Origin of the sequence: Nocardia sp. CA-128927 (genome assembly GCF_050955855.1) — a bacterium.
Taxonomy (GTDB): domain Bacteria; phylum Actinomycetota; class Actinomycetes; order Mycobacteriales; family Mycobacteriaceae; genus Nocardia.
Genome location: NZ_CP192087.1, coordinates 1,239,334 through 1,257,529, shown reverse-complemented (window position 1 = coordinate 1,257,529; position 18,196 = coordinate 1,239,334). Strand labels below are relative to the sequence as shown.

The window sequence follows — 18,196 nt, the reverse complement described above, 5'->3', positions numbered from 1 at the left end:
TCAATGGAAGACTCCAGCACATTGTCGCGGGTCGGCCAAAACGTCGCGGATCAGCAGACCCAGGTCGTTCCCCGGGCCCTGGAGCGGGTAGGGGAAATCGACGACGGGCTCGCCGTCGACGCGCACCTGGAAGCGCGCACGCTGCGGACCGAGGTGCTCCCAGCCGACGTTGACGGCGGGAGCATCGAGGTCGAACTCGTTGGCGCCCAGGCGCAAGGTCAATCGGCCCGACTTTCGGTAGAACACGGCGAGGACGTCGCCGAAGTAGCCGAGAACTCCACCCACCGGGCCGGTGGCCGTCGGGATCGCGCGCAATGATCCGGTTTCCGGATCGAACGTCGCCAGGCGGCCGCCGTCGAGCGGCTGGATGACGATTTCGCTACTGCGCGAATCGTTCTCGCCGTTCCAGCGGCGGCGGTCGCCGGTGCGTGAGCTCGCGGCGCCGGGCCCTGGTCCTGCCATCGGCGGCATCATCGGGGGCGGCATCATCGGCTGCTGGGGGTCGGCGGGCGGCGTGCCGTTGGTCTGCCACTGGTTCGGCGGTTGCCCGTTCTGGCCGAGGTATTGGGGCTGGCCGGGCTGTCCCGGGTGCGACGGCTGGCCTGGGAATGGTGCTGCCCCAGGCTGTCCCGGGTAGGGGGGAAGCTCTTGGAATGGGTTCGACGGCAGATCGGGCAGGCCGGGGGGCAGCGATGGATTCGGCGACGTCGGAGGTGTCGTCGGAGGAGTGGTGGGAGGTGTCGTCGGCGGAGTGGTCGGCGGCGTCGTCGGCGGAGTGGTCGGCGGCGTCGTCGGCGGAGTGGTCGGCGGCGTCGTCGGCGGAGTGGTCGGCGGCGTCGTCGGCGGAGTGGTCGGCGGCGTCGTCGGCGGAGTGGTCGGCGGCGTCGTCGGCGGAGTGGTCGGCGGAGTCGTCGGCGGCGTCGGCCGTGTCGTCGGCGTGGTCGGTCGCGGCGTGTGCGGCGGTGTCGGAGGCACCGGATTCCGTGGCGGAACCGGTGTCGTCGGCGGAACGCGCGGGGGCACAGGGGGTTGCGGCGGCTCCACCTTGTCCGGAACATCCGGCATCGGTACGTGAATCTTCAGCGGCGGCCCCACCTCCGGCGGGAACTCGAACTCGTAGTCGTGCGGCGGATGCGGTATGTGCGAACGGAACATCGGCGCGTTCGGCTCACCGCCGCCGCCGAAACGATCGCGGTCCCCGCCGCCAACGTCACCGTTGTCAGACCCGCGATCGCGATTCGAACCACCATCGTCGGTCCCGCGGTCCGACCCTGCCTCATCCGACTGCTCGTCAGTCTCCGAATCACGATCCGAGTCCGGTTCGGCCTCCCGATCCCGATGCAGCGCAGATCCCGAATCAGCTGACGACTCAGCATCATCGGAATCATCAGCACCGTCGCGATCACGATCCGTCGCCGAGCCCGGATCAAGTGGTTGCTCAGAGCGATCGGAATCATCACCACCATCGTGGTCACGGTTCACCATCGAACCCGAATCAGCTGACTGCTCAGCATGATCGGAGGCGTCGCGGTCAGGGCCGGGACGTGCGGGCTTTGAATCACCCAGCGGTTCTTGCTGGTTCGCGTTCTCCGCGTCCGAACGGATCCGATCACCGGTGCTCGGATCGAGCGGTGTCAGAGCTTCGGCACGAGTCTCGGCGCGCCCCAGTTCCTCTTCGATGCGCCCCACTTCGGCTTCGGCGATCAAGAAGTCCTTGGCCGCCCGCTCGAGTTCGGCGACCTTGGCCAGCCGGGCCTGCTGCTCGGTGACGTCCAACGTCCGCGCCCGCAAATCCTCTGCGCGCGCTTCGATTTCACTGTCGGAGCGCAGTTCGTGCGGCTCGATAGTCATGGACAGACTCTCGGCGGCCTCGGCGCGCGCCGCTTCGGCGCGATCGAGTCGATCCTGAGCCTGCCCCAGATCCGCTTCGAGACGCTCCCGGAGTTCCTCCACCTCACGCCGGGCGTCGGCATCCCGTTGCGCGTCAGCATCCCGTTGTGCATCCGCGTGGCGTTGCGCATCGGCATCGTCCCGATCACCCGACGGCGTCTCCGCAACCGGAAGTTCCGGCTGCCCGCTCCGCACCAACGCGCGTGCTTGCTCGAGCGCGGCGTCGTGGCGTGCGACGTTCTGCTCGTGCCGCCGCACCTCCGCGGCCGCGTCCTCGAAGTCGCGGAACGCCTGCTCCAGATCGTCCACCCGCTGCCGGCCGTCCGCGTCCGGCTGCTGCGCCCGCAGCTCCGCGAACCGTGCGTCGACGGGCTCGTCGGTGTCGAACAGCCAGGACGGGTCGAGGCCCATGCGCTGTTCCAGCGCGAGCAGCGCATCGGTGCGTGCGCTCAAAGTGCCTCGCGCCTCGGACAATTCGAGCTGGTAGCGGTCGCGCGGCAGGAACGGCGTCGACTCCGGCAGCGGTGCGGCCGCGTACGGGATGCCCGTGCGCCAGTCGGTCAGTGGCGGTCGGTCCGCGTCCCAGTGGAAGCCGAGGCCGACCGCGTGCGTGTTCGCGTCGTGCCAGGTCTTGTTCCGATTCTCGGGGTCACGCAGGAACTCCGATTCGGCCAGCGCGTCGTACAGCAGCACGATGTCCTGCTTCAGCGGCTCGCCCGCCAGCAGACGGTTGATCGCCTCGGCGACGTCGGCCAGTTGATCCATCCGCCGCTTCACCACTCGCCCAGTCGGATCGGCGTAATCGGTGACCAGATGCTCGTCGTTCATGAGGTGATCGAGCACCTGCTGGATCTGCTCCCTGGTGAAGCGCGGCGGCGGCAGGGCACCTTCGGCGGTGGCGTCATGCCACATGTTCGGCGCCAGCTCCTCGGCCATCCGATTGAGCAGGTCTTCGGTGATGCGGCCGTTGTTCTGGGCATCGAGCAGCAGGTTTCGGATGTCGGCGACGGTGTCGCGCACCGCGATTCGATCATTGCTGTCGAACAGGCCGAGCACGCGCCCGGCCAGGTCGTCGATCTGCCGGTCGACCCGATCCAGTTGCTCGGCGACGTCGGGCCGGGTCGGGTCGATGCCGCGGTGCGCGTCCACCAGTTCCTTGCGCACCATGTCGATGAGTTTGCGCGCGCCTGCCTGCTGCTGATCTTCGCCGTAGTGCGCCAGTTGCTCGGCGATCTTGTCGGCCAGCCGGTCGTCGGCGCGGAACCTGTCGTATTCACCGTCGGCCCAGTCCTGGACCCGCTGCCAGTCGGCGATCTCCCGATCGAAGACCTGCTGCAACCACTCGGGGATCTCGACATGCGCGTCGAGGGGCGAGTGTTCGCCGGCCTCCCAGTCGCGGAACAGCGGCTGGATATTGGTCTCCGGTGGCTTGTGCCAGTCGAAACCGGCCCACACCGTCCCGAACGGAGGCAGCCGCTGCAGCCACGGCCGGGCCTTGACCCAGTCCCCGATCGCCGGGTGCCCCTGGATCCACCTCTTCACCATCGGGTGCCGGATCGCCTCGAGCAGCGTGCGGATATCCCGTTGGATGGCATAGAAATCGCCACCGACGTGGATATCGACGATGTCGTCGGGCCGGACACCGCCCTCGAAGTACTCGACCGGCGCGCTCATCGGGTTCATCGGCAGCATGTTCTTCGCGATATGCCCCGGCGGGATATCGGCGAAAGGTGTTGCCAGGTCATTGATGTAGTCGGCGAGGCCGGCCCACCAATCCGGGTTGCCCGGGTCGTAGTTCTTCCTAAGATCGCCACGACGCAACCTGCCCTCGTCGTCGACGTTGACCGTCCAGTCGGGCCTGCTCGGGTTGACCGAATGCCAGTTCCCGTCATTGTCGCGCCAGCGGACCACCAGCATGCCGGGGTCTCCGTTGATCCAGCCCGTCGCCGTCCGCTCCACCGGCGGTCCCGGGTGGACCACAGTGTCTCGCCCGGGCGTGGTCTGCCGGTATTCGATCTGCGGATGCCGCAACATCGCCTGCGCGACCGCGGAATTCGTGCGGATCGCGTGTTCGAGCGCGGCATCGTGCAGGGCGCGTGGACCCGCGGACTCGGGCTGCTGGCCGAAGACCACGATCCGGGGCAGGTCGCCCTCGATGATGCCGACCCGGTCGGTCGCCATCCGCCCGCCCTCGGCGCCGATGGTGTCGCGCCATTCGACAACCTCGTGCCACCGGTCGGTGAGCTGGGTCATCTGGTCTTGTCGGCGGGTCATCGCGTTGTCGGCCCTGATCACGTCGGCTGCGGCGTTCCCGAGCTCCTCGAGCAGCGCCGGCCGGTGCGGATCGGTGCCGTCGTCGAGCTCCCGCTGGCGCTGCATCGTCTCGGCCAGCCGCTGGGGTTCCGGTCCGAGATCGGACAGCGGCACATCCAGCCGCTCGGCCAGGTCTTCCATGACCGTGCGCCGTCGCCTGCTCTCTTGGAAGATGGCTGCCTGCTCACGGGCCAGCCGATCCAGTGCGGCGACAACGTCATCGGCGAGCGGACGGTCTCGGTTCACCTTGTCGCGGTGCAGTTCATCGAGCCTGGTGTCGATCCGGCCGACCGCCTCGTCGAGCCTGCTGAACTCCTCGACAGCCTGGACCAATTGGCGAATGGCTCGGTCGCGCATCTCCCGCTCCGGCCCGGCCACCTGTTCGTGCACGACCTTGCCGGGACTGTCGAGGTTGCTCGGCACTTGGACCGTCCTGCTGCGCGCCTCGTTGTGTAGCTCGAGCACGCGCCGGTCGAACGCATCGCCGGTCAGGTTGTTCACATTGAGTCGCCGAGCAAGCTCATCCCTTGTCGCGCGGGCGGTTTCGCGCTCGCGCGCACGCTCGCCCCGCTCCTCGAGCAGGCGGTCGTATTCGGCCTCGCGGGTTTCCCGCGGACCGTGCTCGGCATCCATTCGGGCCAGTTCGGCAGTCAACCGCTCGATCGTTGCCTCGGACTCGGGTACCCGGTTGGACAACCGTTCCAGTTCTTCGACGCGGAGCTGGTCGTGCGGCATCCACTCCTGCCCGTCGGGATGGCGGTGATGCAACTCCCGCAGGGTCTCGGCGAGGTTCTCGCCCGGCCGCAGTGCCGCCCAATCATCGGCCGGGTCGACGCCGAGGAACTCGGCCAGCTCGTTGCGCCTGCGGAGCGCGACGTCGAGGTCTTCGACGGCGAGATCCCGCGCTTCGACCAATTCGGCGCGGCGTTCGGCGTTATCCGCCTCGTGCACCGGGGCGGGATCGGGTTGCGGGGTGCCGTCGGGTTGCGGGGTGCCTTCAGGTCGCGATGCGCCGTCCGGTTGCGGGGTGCCCTCGGGGCGCGATGCGCCGTCAGGTTGCGGAGAACCCTCGGGACTCGGTGCGCCACTGCGGTTTTCGGGGGCCCCGGGCCGCTCGGGACCACCGGGGCGTTGCGGGCTGCCGCCACCTGGTTTGTCCGGCCTGTCGGATGGGCCGTCCGACTGGGGCGGATCGGTGTCCGGCCGCACGTTCTGCTCGAGCTTCGTCAACCGGTCGAGGACGGACTGATGCCAGTCCGGGTGATCCGCGAATTCCGGTTCCAGCGCCTCGATCCGGCCGCGGATCTCGGCCAGCTCGGCCGCGCTCAGGTCGTGCTGACGCCACTGCAGCGTGCCGTCGGGGCCGGGCTCGAGGAAGTGATGGGCGAACCCGCTGCTGGTCTCGGCGTCGGGGCGCCGACCGCCGCCGAAGGCGAGACTGTGGTCGATAGCGCTGATCAGTCCGTCCGGGGTGACCAGCCAGTTCGTCATGCCGCGGTCCGGCATCCGGATCAGCGTGTCGAGCAGGCCGAGGCGGACCCCGCCCGGCGTTTCGGTCAGCCCGGTCTGCTGCGGGCTCCACGCACCGGGGTGCAGCGCGCTGGCCCAATCGCCCGGCATGACCTGCATGTAGATCACGTTGTCGCTGACCCGGACGATATGCGGCACGTTGGCGCCCACGGCGCGACCGATCAGTGCCGCAAGCACTTCCGCGTCCGCGTGCTGAACATTGCTGAGCGTCTTACGGATCAGCTGGGTGCCGTCGTCGAGGGTGATCAGCTCGACCCGCTCGGCCATCAGCATCGCGCCCTCGCTGAGCACCTCGACACGGAGTGCTTCACCGGACGTCGGCGCGGCCTCGACCCGAGCCACCGCGTGCGCGAGATCCGCAGCACCGGAATCGGATTCGTGCGGCTGGCCGGGGGGCCCACCCTCCGGCGGACGCTGCCCGGCACCGTTGGAATCACCGTCACCGGGATCGCCGACCATCGGCGGCGTCGGCGGTTGCGGGGGCTTCTTCCCGCCACCGCCACCGTCACCGTCGGCCGCGGGCTGCACGGCCGAATCCGCCGGTGCCTCATCGGCTTTCACCTCGCCGCGGCGAGCTTCGTCGCCCGAACGTGGCCCCTCGCTCGGCGGCTTGTTCGCTCCCGCACCGTCATTCGACTCGCCGGTCCGGGCCGGTGTGCCACCGCCGGGTGCAGGCGGGGTCGACTGGATCGGTCCGCCCGCGGGGTCCGGACCGCTCGGTGGCACCAGATCGACGACAGACACCCGCCCCTGATCGTCGACCAGCACCTGCCGGTAGGCGACCTCGACACCCTGTCGAGCCAGCTGGGCACGCAGGTCGGAACCGAGAATGTGGTCCGGCGCCTGGGACGGTGAAGCCACCAGCAACCGCTGTGCGTCGCCGGGCAGCACGGCGACACCGTCAGCATTGGGCAGCGGCTGCCCCTCCGCCGCGAGCACATCGCGCGCGATCACCCTGGCCGCCTCGACGCGCAGTTCACCCTTGGCCCGCATCGACTCGTGGTACTGGCCCAACGTCCGCGTCACTTCGCCGGTCGCTCGCGCGACCTCGCCGTAGTGCTGCTGTGCCGCCTTCAGATCGTCGAAGTACCGCACCATCTCCTCGGACGGCACGTGCTGCTGGTTTTGCAGTGCCGTGACCCGGGCCTCGGCGCTGTCCGAAGCTGCCCGAGCGGCCTGCTCCAGCTCGCGAGCGTTCATGCCGTCCGGGTTCACGCCGAGTCCGCGCAGCGTCGTGCGCGCCTGGTCGAGCAGGCGCTGACCGTTGTCGGCGGCCGCGGTGATCTGGTCGACGAGCCCCTCGAACTCCGCATTCCGGGTGGTCGGCGTGTAGGGCCGCGGCTCGCCCGCCGTCGACCACTGTCCGGACTGCTCGCCGACCGGTGGACGGTTGCCACTGCCCGGATCACCTGGATCACCCGGACTGCTCGGATCACCGGACTGCTGGGCGGCCGCGGGGTCGGCGCTACCTTCATCGCCTGACGTGTGTGGCTGCGGTGGCCTGTTCGCCGCGCCTTCCTCAGCAGGCTCGGGCGTCTCGCTTACCGGTCGGTCGGCCTCTCCTGGCCTATCCGCCTCTCCCGCAGGCTTGTTCGACTCGCTGACAGGCTTGTCCACCGCACCCGAGTCTTCGCCCGGCTTCGCTTGTGCCGCAGCATCATCCGCGGCCGGGGTGCTCTGCACCTCGCTCGGCTCCGGCACCTCACCGGTCGGCGGCTTCTTCGCACCACCATCACTCGGCGCATCGGGCTCTGGACGGGATGCGGCCAACGGTGGCGCGTCCGGCGGATCGAACCGGTGCACCTGCGTACGACCGTCTTCGCCGGGAACGAGGCGGAAAGTGATGACGTTGTCCCGGTTCGGCCCAACGAGATCGTCGAGCTCAGGGTGCACCGCGGCGGCCCGATCGATCAGCGTCGTCGGGTCGGCCGATTCGCCGCGCACCACGACTACTGCCTGCGGCGGATCGCCCGGGATGATGCCGATCGGGGGCACTCCGTCGAGCGGCTCCGCACCTGCTTCGAGCAGAGTGTCTTTCCGCAGCTGATCGGTGAGTTGCTGATCTCGCTCGGCCGCGTCGCGTACGGCGTGCTGCTGCTGTTCGAAAGCTTGCTCGGCTTCGGCCTGGTCGCGCGCCTGGCGCAGTTGTTCTTCGGCCTGGTCCCTGGCGCGCAAGGCGTCGGCCTTGGCTCGCTCTAGCCGATCGATCTCGTTGCGCCGGTGCTGTGCCTCTGCCTCGGCAACCCTTTGCTGTTGTGCGGATTTCTCGGCAACCCGTTGCTGCTGTGCGGATTCCTCGGACGGTTCCGGTCGTTTGTTCGAATCCGCTTCCCACGCAGGCAGTTCCGGTCGCGCGTGCGAATCCGGGTCCGACGCAGGCAGTTCCGGCACCTCGCCGCGAGCCACCGCGCGCGCCCGGTCGAGGTAAACATCGTGTTGCTCGATGCGTTGCTCGAGTCGCAGCACCTCCGCGCCCGCGTCGTCGAACGCGTCGAGTGCCCGCGTTACCTCGTCGATGCGCCGCTGACCGGCCGCGTCCGGTTGCTGTGCCCGGAGGTCGGCCAAGTGGGCAGCGGGATCGTCGGCGCCGAACAGGGCCGCCTGATCGATCCCGGCCAACCGCACGGCGTCGAGCAGTGCGGTGGTGCGCACCTCCCAACGGTCCCGTGCCTTGGACAGTTCCAACTCGTAGCGGTCCCGCGGCAGGAACGGTTCCGGTGCCGCGAGCGGTTCCGGCGCGTATGGAACACCGGCGCGGTCGCCGGTCAACGGCGGCCGGTTCGCGTCCCAGTGGAAGCCCTCGGCGACCGCGTACGCGTTGGCGTCGTGCCAGGTCTTGCCCTTGTTCGCCGGATCGCGCAGATAGTCGGATTCGGCGAGCGCGTCGAGCATGAGGACGACGTCCTGTGGCAGCGGCCTGCCGCCCACGATCCGGTTGATCGCCTCGGCCACATCGGCGAGCTGATCCATCCGCTGCTTCACCGGCTTGCCACTGGGGTCGGTGTAGTCGCTGGCCAGGTGCTCGTCGCGCATCAGGTGATCGAGGATCTGCTGCAGCTGATCCCTGGTGAACTCCGGGAATTCCGGTCTCGGCGTTGCCGATTCGCCGTCCACGGTGTCGCGGAACGGATCCGGCTTCGCGTGGTCGTCGATCTTCGGCGGCAACGGGCGCATGCCGGGGGCCAACTCGTCGACGATCCGGGTGATGTCGGCGGCGGTGATGGGGCGTTCGTTCCGGATATCCAGCAGTTGCTGCCGGATGTCGGCGACCGTATCCCTGATGTCGGCCGGAGCATCGGAGCTGAACTGGTCGACGACGTCCCTGGCGATCCGGTTGATGTCCTCGTTGATCACCTGCAGCTGCCGGTCGACATCGGGTCGGCCCATATCGACGCCGCGATGCGGGTCGACCAGTTCCTTCCGGATCCGATCGACCAACTCCTGTGCACCGACCCGCCGCTGCTCTTCCCGGTATTCGGCCAGCGGTTCGACCATCCGGTCCGCGAGCTGATCGTCCGCGCGGAAGCGGTCGTATTCGGCGTCCGCCCAATCCTGGACCCGCCGCCAGTTCGCCACGTCGGTGTCGATCGAGCGCTGCAACCAGTCGGGGATCTCGACCCGATGATCGGCCCTGGCGTGCTCGGCCGGCTCCCACCGGCGGAACATCGGCTGAATGTTGGTCTCCGGCGGCCGATGCCACTGGAACGACGACCACACGGTGCCGAACGGCGGGATCTTCTGCAGCCACGGCCGCGCCTCGACCCAGCCGCCGATCGCCGGGTGCCGGTGGATCCAATCCCGGACGGCGGGATGGTCGATGGCCGCGAGCAGGGTGCGGATATTCCGTTGGATGGCATAGAAATCGCCACCGACGTGGATATCGACAACGTCGTCGGGCCGGACACCGCCCTCGAAGTACTCGACCGGCGCGCTCATCGGGTTCATCGGAAGCATGTTCTTCGCGATGTGGCCCGGCGGGATGTCCTCGAAGGGCGTCGCCACGTCGTTGATGAAGTCGGCGAGGCCGGCCCACCAGTCCGGATCACCCTGGTTGTAAGCGTCGGGTGTGTCGTTGTTGCGGTTGGTGCGCCAGTCCGGTCGGGTCGGATCGACTGCGTGCCACTGGCCTTCGCCGTCCTGCCAGCGGACGACCAGCATGCCGGGGTCGCCGTTGATCCAGCCGGTGGCGGTGCGCTCGACGGTGGGGCCACCCATCGGCACCTGTCGCCACGTGCCGTCCTGCTCGGTCACGACCTGCCGGTACTCGATCCGCGGGTGCCGCAACATCGCCTGCGCCACCGACGGATCTGTGCGGATGGCGTGCGCGAGATCGCGGTCGTGGCCTGCCCGCGGGTGGTCGAATTCCGCGCGCGGACCGAACACGACGATCCGCGGGCGCTCGCCGTAGACGATGCCGACGCGGTCGTTCACCATCCGGCCGCCCTCGGCCTCGATGAGCTCGCGCCACAGGCCGGTGATCCGGGCCATGTCGTCCTGCAGCCTGCCCATGGCGTTGTCGGCGTCCAGCACGTCGCGCGCGGCGTCCTCCAGCGCGTCGCGCATCCGGTGCCGTTCGGCCATCTCACCGTTGTCCACCCGCATCGTTCGCGAGCGGTGATACTCCAGCGTCTCTTCCAGCTGACGTGGATGCGGGCCGAGCTCCGATTCCGAAATCCCCAGCCGCCGTGCCAGATCCGACATCATCGAGCGCCGCGCCTTGGTGTCGCGGAAGATGTCGGCCCGCTCGCGCGCCATCCGATCGAGGTCGGAGGCGAGGTCGTCGGCGGGCGGGCGATCGCGGCCGACGCCCTGGTCGTGCAGTTGCGCGAGGCGCGCGTCCTTCTCCGCGACGGCGGCGTCGAGCCGGTCGAATTCCGCGACGGCCTCGACCAGTTTGCGGATCGCGCGGTTGTGCATTTCGAGTTCGGAACCGGTGATCGGGTCGCGACGGATCCGTTCCGGCGAGTCCAGGCTGCCGGGGATTCGGGTCGTCTTCGTCCGCCCCTCCTCGTAGAGTTCGAGCACCCTGCGCTCGAACGCGTCGCCGGACAGCTCCCGCACATCGAGGTGGTCGGCCCGCTCATCGCGCTTGGCCCTGGCGAATTCGCGCTCACGCGCCAGCTCGCGCCGTTCCTCGAGCAGGCGGTCGTACTCCGCCTCCGGGCTTTCATGCCGGGCGGCCGCTTCCCGTTCGGCATCCAGCAACGCCAGGTCGCGATCGATCCTGGCGATATCGGCATCGGCGTCGGCGACCCGGTTGGCCAGCTGCTCCAGCTCGTCTATGCGGGCGAGCTCGCGCGGCATCTCCTCGCGCACCTCCATGGTGCGCCCCCGCAACTCCTCCAGGGTTCCCGACAGGTTGTCCGGATGCAGTGCGGCCCAGTCGTTTTCCGAGGAGACCCGGAGACGACCGGCCAGCTCGTCGCGCTGGCGCTGCAGCGCGTCCCGGTCGGCGACGGCCCGATCACGCTCGGCGTTCAGCTCGTGCTGGCGTGCGTCGATCGTGTCCTCGGGGCGCGGCGTGCCGTCGGCCTCCGGCTGCGGCGACTCGTCACCAGGCTGCCGATCGCTGTGGTTCGCGCCGTCGTCACCCGGATCGCCAACGGGCGGAGTCGATTCCGGCGGTTTCTTGCCGCCACCGGCGCCATCGGCCTCCGGCTGCGCGGATGAATCCTCGCGCGGCCACACCTTCACATCGCCCGGCTCCGGGACTTCGCTGTCCGGCTCGGGCGCCCGATGCTTGCCCGCCTCCTCCGGCGACACCTCGGCCGCGGGCCGTGGCAGCACACCGTCGGCGATATCGCGGGAGAACTCCGCACGCAGCGCCAACATCCGAGCCCGCCATTCGGCATGGTCGGCCGCCATCTGCGTCGCCCAGTCCACCGGCTCGGTATCCGCGATCCGGCGCATCTCGACCGCGTGCTCGGCGGCCATTCGCGCTGTCCACTCGGCATTTTCGGCCCGCATGCGCGCGGCCCAATCCTCGGTGCTCTCGTGCCGACGGCCGCTGTCGTCGCCCGAGGAGTCGGGATCGCGCGGCGGATCGGCCGCCATCCTGGCCGGCTCGTCCGCGCGTGGATGTGGCGCGGCCCCGTCGCCGTGCTGCGGTGGGACCAGCACTCGGGGATCGGGACCCATTTTCGCCAAGTCGGTCAGCATCTTGTGCATGACCCGTGCGGGCTCACTCGCACGCTCGCCACGCAGCTCGACATCCTTGAAGGCGTCGGCGACGGCTTCGCCCGGACTGAAGACGCCGTCCTTGTCGAAGCTGTACGGACTGAGCTGGCGCAGCCACTCGCGGTACCCCGCGGCGGTGTCGGGCAGCGACGGGTCCTGCGCTGCTCTGTTCCGATAGTGGTCCTGCAGGACCTTGTCGGTATAGGTCAACGAATTCGGATCGCTCGGGTCCACCGGATGCAGCGCGAATCGCTGTCCGTGGAAGTCCACCACGTGGCCGAATTCGTGCAGCACCATCTGGAAGACCGGACGGGTCGTGGCGGACTCGTCGAACCGCCCGTTGTCGACGCCCCACTGGACCTCCGCCCGGAAGTCGGCCAAGCTACGGACGAATTCCTGGTTGATCCGGATCGTTTGCCCGTACCGCATCCCGGTCTCGGGGTGCACGCTCGGCGACACTTCCGCCATGTTCCGGCTCAGGAACTCGCCGATACCGATGCTGTCCAGCGCGACGTGCGGGTACTTGGCCCGCATTTCGACTATGCCCCTGGCGATTTCGCGGGCCACCTCGGCATCTACCCGCAGATCGAACCCGTACACCGTCAGACCGGTCTGCCTGGCCAACTCCTCGCCGACCTGTGCCGCGTCCAGCGGCGTCCACTTGTCGACGATATGCGGCTCCGGCTGCCCGCCGTCGGTGTGCACACTGCCATCCGTGGCGTCGACCGGCGCCCCTGAACGACGCGGCGGCAGCATGTGCGAAGCGGACTCACGCTCACGCGAAAGATGGTCGGCCGGGACCTTGTTCGGCTCCCCCACCCCGGCGCGCGGCCGCGGCTCCGATGCCGAATCTCCTTGTGGCCGAGGTACTTCTGCCGGGCGACGCGGCGGCAGCATGTGCGAAGCGGACTCGCGCTCACGCGAGAGATGGCTGGGCGGCGTCTTGTTCGGGTCCTCCACCGACGGGCGCGGCCGTGGCTCGGACGCCGAATCGCCTTGCGGCCGAGACGCATCCGCCGGACGCACATCCCGATCCCGGCCGTCGCTCGGCTCGACGGGGGCCTCGGGCGTCTGCTTCGGGTCGGCGGGCTGTTCGCGCGGGGCACGCTCGGACTCCGGATGCGGCAGTCGGTCGGTGGGCTGACCGGCCGGGTCGTCGATGATCGGCGTTTCCAGTGGTTTCCGGACGCCCGAGCCATCGGCCTCGGGGATCAGTCCCTTTTCCGCGAGTTCGCGCACTCGGTCGGCCGCCCGATCGGCTTCCGCGCGCAGGGCCTCGTCCTGTGGGTATTGATCGGCGAGCCTGCGCAGCGACTCGGCCTCTTCGACCTGCACGCGGGGCGGCAACTCCGCATCCTCGTCGCGCACCCGGGGAGCTGAGTCGTCGGTGGTGTCGTGGCGCGGCGTGGTCGCGTCGTGCGGCGTGGTCGTGTCGTGCGGCGTGGTCGTGTCGTGCGGCGTGGTCGCGTCGTGCGGCGTGGTCGTGTCGTGCGGCGTGGTCGTGTCGTGCGGCGTGGTCGTGTCGTGCGGCGTGGTCGTGTCGTGCGGCCGCCCGTCGAAGGGCTGGCCGACCCTGTCCAGGTAGGTGGCATTCGCATGCGACGCGGCCTCGATTGACAACCGGGCTCGATCCATCGCGCTCAGCGGACGGTCGGGCTTCCCCTGCCCGTCGAACACGATGGCGTGCGAGCCGTTCGTGTTCGACGACGCCTGCGGCGGGTAGGGGTGATCGGCCAGTCCGGCACCGGGGTCGCGCACGACGATCTCGCCGCCCTGGTTCACCAGCAGATAGGCGTGGGCGCCAACGCCGTACGCGTCTCTGGCACCCGAATACGTGTCGACAATCAGCGCCGACGAACCGTCCCCGAGGTCGAGCAGTCGCTGGTATGTGTCCGCATGGGTGGTCGGCTGTAGGTGACCGCCCGCGCCTAGTTGCAGTTCCTCCGGGGTCATGCCGTCCGGGCCGATTGTGCGTTCCGGCATCTGAATACCGTCGCCGCCGTACAGCGCCCGCAACTCTTGCAACGACAATTCGCCACAGCGCCCGCGGCGATCATCCGGATGGTTGACCGAGTTGTCCGGCGCCTGCGGGACCGGACCGTTCGCGGTGGGGTCAGGACCACTCGGATCCGGCGCACTGGGCTGATTCAGCGCGTCCAGGCTGTGCTGGGAGACGACACCGCCGATTTCGTGCATCGGAACCGGCACACCGTCCCGGCGGAGGCTGTACTGCGTCCACTTCGCCTCGCCTTTTATGTCGACATGCACCTTGTGGTAGTCGAATTGCAATGTGCCGTCGTGATGCGCCGCGAGCAGTTTGTTGCGAGCTTCCAGCAGCGCGGCGCCTTCGGGCCGCTGGAGCAGTTCTGCCTCGGGTTCGGTCAGGATCTTCTCGAGATTTTCATCGATGGCGAGGGTGCGGCGCAGGTATTCCGGACTGCCCTGCTGTGCCCTGCCCTCGGGTGTCACGGCGCTGCCCAGATCCGAGCCGACACCCTTGGCCTCGATGATTACCAGCCTGGCGGGAGTGTCGCCCTGCGCGGGTAGGAAGATCGCGATGTCGACGGAATTGTTGCCGTCGAACGCGCCCTCGAACGGCGAGATCTGAATCGCACCCGGGTGCCGTAGGGGGTCGAGACCGTATGCCTTTGCGCCCAATTCACCGAGCGTCTTGGACGTCTCGACCATTTGCTTGCCGATTTTGTTGTAATCGTGCGCGTTCGACTCCATGACGTTCAGACGCCGGAGCTTTTCGGCCTTTTGCTCGGGTGTCAGGTGCCCTGGTTTGTCCGCGGGGAGTCGCGCCTGGCTCTCGATCTCCCGCCGGAGCCGCGGCAGCAGCTTCTTGAGCTTTTCCTCACTCAACCCATGGAAATCGTGTTTGCCGTCCTTCTTGACTTTGAACTCGTCCATTGCCGGCCGGAGCTTATCGGCGACGAGATCACGATCTTCGCCTTGCTTGATCCGCTTGGCGGACTCCTCACCCAACTTGATCTGGGCCGTCCGGTCTTCGACCTTGTATTTGTCCCCAGCGATGGGCTCGGCCTTGAACGCCAAGTCCTTGCCGGAGAGATGATCCTTGATCCAGTTCTTGCCGTCGGTCAGACGGAAGCCCTTGTCGCGGAACGTTCCCGGTGCGTCGCCGACGTGGTGCCATTTGCCGTCGGGCGTGCGAAAGACCTGGGGCGGATCATTGGGTAGCCGTAACAGCCCGTCCGTGCCGCGCTGCATGCCTTGTGGCACAGGCTGATCCGCAGGGAAGAAACCGTGGTGCTGTCCTGGCAGATTGCCGATCCGCCCCGCACCGGCGAGGTCGCTCGGGTGGGCGAGCAGTTCGTCCCGAATGTGGCTGGGCACCTTGTCGACCGGCGTGCCGTCCGGTTTGAACATGATCGCGCTGGAGCTGTGCACTTCCTTCGGTGTCCGCGGCGGGAAACCGTGGTCCGCCCCCATGCCGGGGTCGTGCACCTTGATCTGGCCACCCTCGTTCACCATGAGGTACGCGTGCGCGCCGACACCGTGCTCGTCCCGCGGCCCCGTGTAGGTGTCCACGACGAGCGCCCTTGCGCCGTCGCCCATCCGGAGCAGCTGCCGTGAGATGGCGTCGTGGCCGCCCTCGAAATGGCGCAACTGCCCGCCCGCGGCGCCGACCAGCTCACGTGATGTCATGCCGTCCGCGCCAATTGTCCGCTCCGGCAATCGAATTCGATCACCGAACAGGTCATGCAGGCGCTTCAGTACGAGCTCGCCGCACTTGCCGCGGTTCGGATCGTCGGGCTGCAGCGGTCGCTTGTTCTCGCTGTCGCCGTCCTGGCGCGGCGCCGGACCGTCGCCGTCGGCGCCGTGCTGACGCGGCGTGCCGTCGGCTCCCGCCTGGCGCGGGTGCGCGGCCGCGCCGGCGTCGGCGACCGGGACGATCTGCACGTCGTCGTGGCGTGGGCGACCATCGGCGTCATCGCCGTCGGTACGCCGCGCGGAATCTCCGTCGCCTGGCCGATTCGGTGCATCGCCTACCGGCTGCGAGTCGTTTGCGCCGGGGCGGGCGGCATCCTCCCCGGCGCGTGGCTCGGCCCCGGCTCGCGGCCGGTCATGTTGCGGTGCACCGTCTTCCGGCTTGTTCCTGACTTCCGGACCGTCCGTATCCAGGTGTGCCCGAACGTTCTCGTCCGCATCCGAATGCGCCCGCACATGCTCGTCCGCCGCGCCGGCCGACTGTTCCGGCGCCCTGGACACTTCGGAGCCGCTGGACTCGGCGTGTACTCCGGGAGTCGAATCATCGCCTGCCCGAACACCATTCGCGTCGGAGACGCCCGCGCGCGAATCGCTGCGCGAGCGATCGGTGCTGGACTTGGCGTCCGGTGATCCGGCCCGCGAGTCGGCTGCCCGTGGTTCACCGCCCGACTGGGGCCTGGCGTCGCCACCACGCACCGGATCCGCACCGGCGGGTCGCGCTGTCGCACCGTCACCGGTTTGCCGAGGCGCGGCGCCGTCGCCACTGTGTCGAGGTGCCGCGCTGTCACCGCCGGGCCGGGATGTCGCGGCATCGCCGCCGGGCCGCGCTGCCGCAGCATCACCGCCAGGTCGCCCGGCATCGACCGAATTATGCGTTGGCGCAGCACTTCCCGGCTCCACACCGACATGCTGCTGCGGCGTCACCGACCGGTCGGCGCCGTTGCCCGTCTCGCTGGTGCCGTCGTGGATGGTACCGCCGTCGGCTAGGCCCGCGCGACTGCTGTCTGCCCGGGCGCCGTCGGATCCGCCAGGTTCGGCTCCTGCATGCTGCTGGCCGCCGTCGTTGCCGCGGCTCTCCGAACCGCCGTGCTGTTGGCCGCCGTCATTACCGCGACTCTCCGAACCACCCTGCTGCTGCCCGCCGTCATTACCGCGACTCTCCGAACCACCCTGCTGCTGCCCGCCGTCATTACCGCGACTCTCCGAACCACCCTGCTGCTGCCCGCCGTCGTTACCACGACTGTCCGCACCGCTGCTCTGCTGGCGGTCGTTGTCGGTGCTGTATGTCCGGTCCGAGTCGCCCGCGCGGGAGTCGGAATCGCCACTGCGCGAAGAGGAGTCGTCGGTCCGCGAGGATGATCCGTCGCCGTTGCCGCGGTTGTTCGCCCCACCGCCTGCGCCGTCGCCGCCGGTCCGGTCGCCGCCCGTGCCGTGGTCACCCTGGCCGACCGCACCATTCTGCGACGGCGCGTCGACTCCGTTGACACCGGCGGGACGCATGTCCGGACCGCCGTGTGTCGTGCCGAGACCTTCGGGCGAGAGACCCGCGCCGCCGATCCGCGGGGCGTTGATCGGACCGACACCGGCCGGCGTTCCCATCCGGTCGAAGTGAAACTGGGTGGCGCGCGCCTTGTTTGCGCCCGACATCGCGCCGTTCGACAGACCGGCGGTGATCATCCGAGGGTCGAAGTTGTCGAGCGCGTTGCCCCAGCCGTTCTTCAGGCCGTCCATCACGAATTGCGGCGCGAACCCGGCGGCCGCTCCGAAGGCGCCCGCGCCGAGCCCGGTGATCGCACCCTTCATCCCAGGGCCCAAACCGACGTTCTTCAAACCCTTTCCGATGAAGTGGCCGCCCGCAGCACCACCGAGCGCACCGGCCCCCGAGGAAATCGCGGTCATCTTGACCTGGTCCCAGTCGATCGACTTGCGGTTGCCCATCTCCTTCTGGATCCACTGGATCCCGAGGTCCTGGATGGTGCCGAGCGCGAGGTCGAGCGCGACGTGCTTGAAGAGGAACTTGACGCCCTTGGTGATGGCCATCTTGAGGACGTGCTTGAGGGCCGCCAAGAGCGACTGCCGGGCGATCATCCGGATCGTTATCCGGGTAGCGCCGATGGCGGCCAGCTCCACGGCGGGCGCGGTGGGCGGAAACAGCCACGCGGCAGCGAGTTCGATCGCCAGTAGGCCCAACGAGGACCACATCATCCACTTGGCGTACTCGATTTCGGTACCGACGCCGTCCGCGGATTCGCCGATCTTGTCGAAGAACTCCGCGAGCTTCTTGAGGTTGTTGTTCACCTCGTCGCCGCTGGCGCCGGTGCCATCCTTCATCTTGTTGAACGCGCCGGCGATCTCGTCGCGCGCCTCACCGGACGGATACGCGCCGAGCGCGGCATACTTCGCCGCGTCGATGTCGGACATGATGCCGCGCAGCTCTTGCGCGGCTTTGCGCCAGTCGTCGGCCAGCGTGCGCATGCCGGTTTCGGAGCCCTCGGGCCAGTCGCTACCGGCGACCCACCCGAGGGTTTCGAGGAGTCCGTCCCAGAAGTCCATC

1 protein-coding gene is annotated in these 18,196 nt (G+C 68.8%); it reads right to left on the bottom strand.

Annotated elements, in window-relative coordinates; all coding sequences use genetic code 11:
• Positions 1–18,195 (bottom strand): hypothetical protein, encoded by an 18,195-nt coding sequence (locus tag ACQPW1_RS05815; protein ID WP_433661716.1) that lies wholly within the window; start codon positions 18,193–18,195, stop codon positions 1–3.
• Between the last annotated feature and the right edge of the window lies 1 nt (position 18,196).